Below are 6,477 nucleotides of genomic sequence, written 5' to 3' on the forward strand. Positions count from 1 at the left end.
CTAGAAATCAACATAACATATGGTTGAATTTGTAAATGAACATTCTTACGGAAACGAACTGACTTTGGAACATATTTTTCATATAGATCAGTCACTCTCACTAAAATTTTATTGAAAACGACTTGTGCTTGAGAAGGATTCGCGAGATAATGTGCTTGGCTTTGCATATCATGTCCTCAATTCGTGGTGGTTTTGAATTTATGATACGCAAAGTTTTTTATTATTTCTACAACTAACTAGCACAACGGGTATTTATACATCTTCACATTGGCCACCAATCCTATGGGAATAAGACTCCCCAAGTCCTTAAGTTCGGTCTTGGGGGCTTATTTAATCAATCGTTGAATATGAATCGTTAAATAGACTTGTTCATCAAGAGACATATCGAATCCATAACTTTCTTTGACAAAAGTTTTGATTTTCTCGCTAACTGCAAAGGCTTGGGGATAATTCACTTGAACTTGTTGATAGAGAAAAGCATCCTCCCGACCTTCTACTTGCCCCTGAAGAACCCGTTGGGCAAAGTAACGAAGGTGGGTAACGAAACGATGAAAGCTCGTATCTTCTGTAAAATTCGCCCAGCCAAGATGGAGGCGGACAATATCAAGAATTTGATGAACCATCCGATGAACCTGATTTTCTTGCTGAGAATCTGCCTTATCTTTTTTGGCATTAATCAAATGAAGTGCCAACGAGGAAGCTTCGCTTTGCTCCATTTGAATCCCAAATTTATCTCGGATTTCTTCTATCGTCTCCAAACCAAGCTGATACTCTTGGGGATAAAATTTTCGAACTTCCCATGCTAGAGGATTCTCAAGGGAAAGTCCTTTCCGACTTCTTTCTAAGGCGTAATGAAGATGATCACCAAGGCTAAGATAGAGTGATAATTCATAACTTGTGCCTAAAACTACTTCAGCCTTTGATATCAGCTTCGTTACTAAATCTACTTCCTCAGCAGGCATCTGACTATAAAGATGGAAAAGATCTGTTTCGGCTGTATCACCTTGAAGAACAAATGTCTTCTCGATTTTATCCTGATCCAAGCACTGATCTACTTTCTTCTGGAAACCCAAACCTTTACCCATGACGATAATTTCGCGACCTTGTGAATCCAAGGCTTGGACTACATTATTATTATAGACTTTCACAATTTTCATATTGCCCTACCTTTGTACCAGCTTTCCGTCGCTCACAGGAAATACCCTGTGAGCAGCAAAAAAACCTAAATCCATCACCAAAGAGGCCTGTCTCCAGACTCCTGATTTTGATTTAGGTTTTGCCTGCATTTCAGTAACAATCCTAATTCTAGTCTAACAGATTGGTTACGCTTTCGCAAGAGCTTCCTTTCTATTTTTACCCTAGAAAAGCACAAGGGGTCAGGCTAACAGTAGAGCCATTCCCCTCCATCTATCTTGCTTTCAGTTAGTTCCATTTTCTTTTTTAAAAGAAAAAATCAATTAAGTGATACTATCTATATGTTTGCATGATAAAATGAAGGTATCACTGGAAGAAAGGGAGAACTATGATTACTCACCACCAACTAGAATTCCCCGCAATCGGGGAGAGCCGAACTGTTCGGGTCTATCTTCCGAACAATTATGAAACTCAGGACACTTCTTATCCGGTTATGTACTTCTTCGATGGTCACAATCTTTTCTTCGATCAAGAAGCGACCTATGGGGAATCTTGGCAACTAAAAGAGTTTCTGGATCACTGGAGCAAAGATATGATTGTCGTTGGGATTGAACCTGGTCATGAGAACAACCAACGATTGGAAGAATATTCACCTTACAATATAGGCGACGAATTCTTTGCAGGTTCCATTCAGGGACGTGGAGAAGCCACAATGCAATGGCTCGTGAATCAGGTAAAGCCATTTATTGACCAAACCTATCGGACTTATCCTGACCGACTCAATACCGGAATTGCTGGTTCCTCTATGGGAGGACTCATGACTCTCTACGCCATTTCCCACTACAATCACATCTTCTCCAAAGCGGCTGCCCTATCCTCCGCAATCTTTAAGCCCCTCTACCAAGAACTCGATCAAGCAATAATCGATAGTAATACACGTGTCTATATGGCTTGGGGGACTAATGAGATCGGCTTAGACCTAACCGCTGGAGATGAAATCTGGTCTAGTCCCTTTGCCCAAATTCATCTTCACTTGGAAGCTAGCTTCCAGCACTCAGGTGCCAGCACTTACCTTTACCCTCAAATTCACGGTCGCCATCGCGAAAGCGACTGGGCTCAACAGGTCCCTCTGTTTATGGACTTTCTTTGGATGAGATAAGGAGAATCCTATGAAAAAGAATCGTTTCCTTGGCTTACTTGGCCTCCTTCTCAGTCTTGGTCTCGGATTGGGAATGCTCAATCCAATCAATCCTGACTGGACTGACTTTACGAGTTCTATCGTCTACGCAGACGAAGAAACGGATAAATTGCTACCTTTCAAAGGTAAAAAACAAATTCATCTACAGGATTGGGATGCTCTGGGGCGTGCCCAAGCAGCCCATATCCAATTAAAAGAAGGAGATCAACCCACTAAAAAACGAACTGAGAAAATCACCTTTGACCCCGTTGGTTGGCATAACTATAAATTTTATTTTGGAGATGGTAGTCAACAAGCTTGGCTTATGAATCGAGGCCATTTAATAGGCTACCAATTCAGCGGTCTGAATGATGAAGGACGGAACCTGGTTCCTATGACCACCTGGCTCAATGCTGGAAACTACAAAGGAACTGACGAGTCAAATCCTGACAGCATGCTGTATTATGAAAATCGTCTGGATTCCTGGCTAGCCACTCACCCCAACTACTGGCTCGACTATAAGGTCACGCCGCTCTATACCGGTGATGAACTCATTCCTCGCCAAATTAAACTCCAATATGTTGGCCTAGATGACAAGGGCCAAAAGCTCGAGATTACCCTTGGTGGAAAAGAGACTAAGGACTCCCTCGGAATTACACATGTTGTCCTAGACAATACATCACCAAATGCAGACATTGACTATACAAGTGGAACTGCCATTAACACTGTTGCTTCTGCTAGTCAGCAAGCTGCCGAAAAACAAAGAGCTGCCGAAGAAGCTGCAGCAGCCAAAGCTCAAGCCGAAGCTGAGGCTCAAGCTCGAGCTCAGGCGGAAGAACAAGCTCGTCTTCAAGCGGAAGCTGAAGCCCAGGCAGCAGCCCAAGCACAAGCTGAGGCAGCAGCCCAAGCAGCACCAGAAGTTACTGCTGGTGGTGGCTATACCAGAGATGCCCGTGGTCGTTGGCATCGTCCCAACGGTCAGTATGCATCCAAAGCTGAAATTGCTGCTGCAGGACTTCCTTGGTAATCCCATAACAACCTCCTTCCTTTTTCTCAGGAAAGGAGGTTTTTTAGCGCTCAAAAGTGTGCTAAAATAAGAAAGATTTTGTGTACGAAAGGAGCCTTATGAAGTTCTATTCTTATGAATATGTTTTGAATCAAATTCGTCAAGATAATTGGCTTTTAGCCGCTTTTTTTATCGCCCTACTACTGATTTTGGCCTACACCGCCTTTCTAGCCTACCGGGATAAACGAGATTCCAAATACCGTGAGCTGGTCATTATCCTAGGGCTAACCCTGCTCGTTTCTGGTTTATCAGGATTTGAAAGTTTACAAGCCAGTAGTCAAACCAATAACCAGTATCGAACATCTGTTCATTTCATTGAAAAAATATCCAAGACTTTAAAAGTCAAGCCCAAACAAATATATATCAACACATCGGCAGATACAAATGGCACTCTATTGTATGTAGAAGGCCAATTTTACCGAGCGATTGCTGGTAGTGAACCAGAGACCTATCTCTTGGAAAAAATGGACCTGCACTCTTTTGATTTAGAACTAGTAGAGGTAGCACAATGAATTTTCTATATTTAGATGTCACTATTAAATTGGCAATCGGACTGTTAACATTAATTGTCGTCATCAATATTTCCGGCAAAAGCAATCTTGCTCCCAATTCTGCCACAGATCAAATTCAAAACTATGTACTTGGGGGAATCATCGGTGGAGTTATCTACAATCCCTCTATTACACTCCTCCAATATGTCATCATTCTTATGATTTGGACTATTTTAGTCCTTAGTCTCAAGTGGTTAAAAACTCATAACCACGCTATTAAACAAATTATTGATGGACAACCACGGATTCTCATCCAAAAAGGACAAGTAGATGTGGAAGCTTGTCGTGCTGCAGGACTCACCGCTGCGGATTTAACCCTCAAACTTCGAGGACAGGGAATTTTTAGGATTGCCGATGTCAAGAGAGCTGTTTTAGAACAAAACGGTCAACTCATTGTCGTTCAGGCAGGAGAAGCCAACCCCAAATATCCGGTCATTACAGATGGTGTTGTACAAGTCGATATCTTGGAATTACTAGACAAGAATTCCGAATGGCTTCAGGAAGAACTGAACTCCCTTGGTTATACGGAAACTTCACAAATTTTCTTAGCAGAGTATGACCACAGTCAACTAACTATTATCACTTACGAATCCTAGAAAGGAAAACTAATGTCGTCACTTATTCACCACAAACGAGTCGAATTTACTGAACTTTTTTATGACCTGGTTTTTGTTTTTGCCATTTCTAAAATGACAGGGCTAATCCATCATTTAGATGATGGTATACTTCCATTTTTTCATTTTGTAACCTTTCTCACAGCATTGATTCTTTTGGTAAATACCTGGATGGTTCAAACAATCTTTACCAATCGATATGGAAAGAACTCTCTCTTTAATATGCTAATCATGTTTGTCGATATGGGGCTATTGATGCTAATCTCTAACTCTTTCACCACTAATTGGCAGGGAATTTTTCATAACTTTTCTCTAATCGTAAGTCTTCTATCGGGAACCTTGTTCCTTCAATACGCAGTGCAATATATACAAAGTAAGACGGACCAAGATCGGCAGCTCATCAAATCTTTTTTATACATGCTTGGGATTCGAACTGGAGGAGTCTTCATTGCTTCCTTACTCCCATATAGGATTGGCATCGGAATCTATTTTGCAGCAATTTTCATTTCCTTTATCATGCCAATTTTCACTAGAAAATCCATGTCCCAAGTACCTATAAACTTTCCACATCTTGTGGAAAGGATTGCACTTCTAGTCATCATTACCTTTGGTGAGATGATTGTCGGAATTGCGGATTTTTTCCAAACGGATACCTTTGGACTCCATTCGATTCTCTTCTTATTTATGGTGGTTCTTCTTTTCCTCATTTACTTTGGGGAATTCGACCATGTCCTCGATGAAAGTCTAAATACTTTGGGCTTGCGATTGATTTATAGCCATTACCTTATTTTTTCGGGAATTCTCATGCTTACCGTCTCCATGACCTTCCTCACTGAACATGAGGCGAATCATCTATTTGTAGTTGGTTTTCTCTATACGGGACTCTTCGCCTTTTTACTCGCGATCATCTTGAATGGTGTTTACAATAAACCTGCCTACAAATGGACCCGCTCCTACCGCATCGTTTATTGGAGCTTGTTCGGTCTAGGACTTCTTGGGAGCTTGATCTTTGCCAACTCCCCACTTATGGTGACCATCATTACGACCACAACGATCTTCCTTATCTGGATCCACTTCATTCGTTTTTATATAAAAAATCATCGCCAATCCAATGACTCCCATGAACTCCATTGGATCTAAAGCAAAAGGACCTCGAGAGGTCCTTTTTATAATAGCAACAGCAACTGAGGATAACCAGGTAATCTGGATCAATTTTCAGACCTCTTCTCTCCTTGCCGCAATTCTGTATAGTAGTTGATGACTACACCCGACAAGGCCGCAAAGAAAATCATCCCATAAACTGTTAAAAAGACACAGAGCCAGCGGCCCAAAAACGTAACTGCTTGATAATCTCCGTAGCCAACCGTTGTAGAGGTCACGAAAGCAAACCAAACACCATCCCAATACTGTTGAATACCAGGCTCTAAAAGCATTAAGAAAAATCCCGCCATAAATAAGAATCCCGCAAAGGAGAAGGCGAATTTTGTAAAACCTGTGTGGTGAATAATTTTGATTAAAATATTTAATCGCTTCATTTCTCACTCCCCATTTCCGCAATGCGCTTAGCAGTCTCTGCAACTGGAAGTCCGATAATTGTCTGCACATCACCAGCCACATAATCAATGAAACGTGGATCCAGATCCTGAAAACCATAAGCTCCAGCCTTATCCATTGGTGATTCATACTTAACAAAAAACAAAAATAGCTGTATACTATAAGGTATGAAAGTCGAACTAAATGAATATCAAATTAGCGAATTGAAGCAAGCCCTGAAAGATAAAAAGAATGCACAGCACCATAGGAAAATTCAAGCTCTCATTCTCTACTCTGAATGTCAGAATTTAACAGCAGTAGCTAAATCAGTAGGTTTTGTTCATCAAACTGTACGAAACTTATTGAACCGTTATCTAGAAGGAGGTTTAGAGGCACTCCTTA

Annotated in this window: 9 protein-coding genes; 6 read left to right on the forward strand and 3 right to left on the reverse strand. The window is 41.2% G+C overall.

All coding sequences use genetic code 11. The annotated features are described in order from the left end of the window. Positions 1–326: 326 nt before the first annotated feature. Positions 327–1,157 (reverse strand): BglG family transcription antiterminator LicT, encoded by an 831-nt coding sequence (gene licT, locus E4T71_RS07865; RefSeq protein WP_135038724.1) that lies wholly within the window; start codon positions 1,155–1,157, stop codon positions 327–329. A gap of 365 nt (positions 1,158–1,522) precedes the next feature. On the opposite strand from licT, the gene E4T71_RS07870 reads away from it, so the two are divergent. The 5 genes from E4T71_RS07870 (at position 1,523) to E4T71_RS07890 (ending at position 5,682) form a co-directional block, all read left to right on the forward strand. Further along, positions 1,523–2,293, forward strand: coding sequence for an alpha/beta hydrolase (locus E4T71_RS07870; protein WP_135038726.1), 771 nt, complete (start codon positions 1,523–1,525; stop codon positions 2,291–2,293). 10 nt (positions 2,294–2,303) lie between these two features. Beyond that, on the forward strand, positions 2,304–3,338 hold the full coding sequence (locus tag E4T71_RS07875; RefSeq protein WP_135038728.1) for a DNA/RNA non-specific endonuclease: 1,035 nt from the start codon (positions 2,304–2,306) through the stop codon (positions 3,336–3,338). Between the two features lie 98 nt (positions 3,339–3,436). Beyond that, entirely contained in the window at positions 3,437–3,889 is a 453-nt protein-coding gene (locus E4T71_RS07880) for a DUF3290 family protein (protein WP_135038730.1), read from the forward strand. Beyond that, entirely contained in the window at positions 3,886–4,524 is a 639-nt protein-coding gene (locus E4T71_RS07885) for a DUF421 domain-containing protein (protein ID WP_135038733.1), read from the forward strand. The genes E4T71_RS07880 and E4T71_RS07885 overlap by 4 nt, the downstream gene beginning before the upstream one ends. 12 nt (positions 4,525–4,536) lie before the next feature. Next, positions 4,537–5,682, forward strand: a complete 1,146-nt coding sequence (locus E4T71_RS07890; RefSeq protein WP_135038735.1) for a low temperature requirement protein A — start codon at positions 4,537–4,539, stop codon at positions 5,680–5,682. Positions 5,683–5,750: 68 nt separating this feature from the next. Here the strand turns inward: E4T71_RS07890 and E4T71_RS07895 are convergent, their stop codons facing one another. Continuing rightward, entirely contained in the window at positions 5,751–6,077 is a 327-nt protein-coding gene (locus E4T71_RS07895; RefSeq protein ID WP_135038737.1) for a potassium channel family protein, read from the reverse strand. Beyond that, the gene (locus E4T71_RS07900) at positions 6,074–6,241 is read right to left on the reverse strand and encodes a Maf family protein (protein WP_228062386.1); all 168 of its coding nucleotides are present in this window, start codon (positions 6,239–6,241) and stop codon (positions 6,074–6,076) included. Before E4T71_RS07900 ends, E4T71_RS07895 begins: the two co-directional genes overlap by 4 nt. Positions 6,242–6,263: 22 nt before the next feature. Here E4T71_RS07900 and E4T71_RS07905 point away from each other — a divergent pair. Beyond that, on the forward strand, positions 6,264–6,477 hold a 214-nt coding region (locus E4T71_RS07905), incomplete at its 3' end, for a helix-turn-helix domain-containing protein (RefSeq protein ID WP_135034965.1).

This window comes from Streptococcus sp. WM07 (genome assembly GCF_004570525.1).
GTDB lineage: Bacteria > Bacillota > Bacilli > Lactobacillales > Streptococcaceae > Streptococcus.

What these genes read in the sequence shown, in the direction of transcription:
- E4T71_RS07875 (WP_135038728.1), top strand. Translation starts at nt 2,304, where the DNA reads ATGAAAAAGAATCGTTTCCTTGGCTTACTTGGCCTCCTTCTCAGTCTT.
- E4T71_RS07885 (WP_135038733.1), top strand. Translation starts at nt 3,886, where the DNA reads ATGAATTTTCTATATTTAGATGTCACTATTAAATTGGCAATCGGACTG.
- E4T71_RS07870 (WP_135038726.1), top strand. Translation starts at nt 1,523, where the DNA reads ATGATTACTCACCACCAACTAGAATTCCCCGCAATCGGGGAGAGCCGA.
- licT (WP_135038724.1), bottom strand. Translation starts at nt 1,157, where the DNA reads ATGAAAATTGTGAAAGTCTATAATAATAATGTAGTCCAAGCCTTGGAT.
- E4T71_RS07880 (WP_135038730.1), top strand. Translation starts at nt 3,437, where the DNA reads ATGAAGTTCTATTCTTATGAATATGTTTTGAATCAAATTCGTCAAGAT.
- E4T71_RS07890 (WP_135038735.1), top strand. Translation starts at nt 4,537, where the DNA reads ATGTCGTCACTTATTCACCACAAACGAGTCGAATTTACTGAACTTTTT.
- E4T71_RS07895 (WP_135038737.1), bottom strand. Translation starts at nt 6,077, where the DNA reads ATGAAGCGATTAAATATTTTAATCAAAATTATTCACCACACAGGTTTT.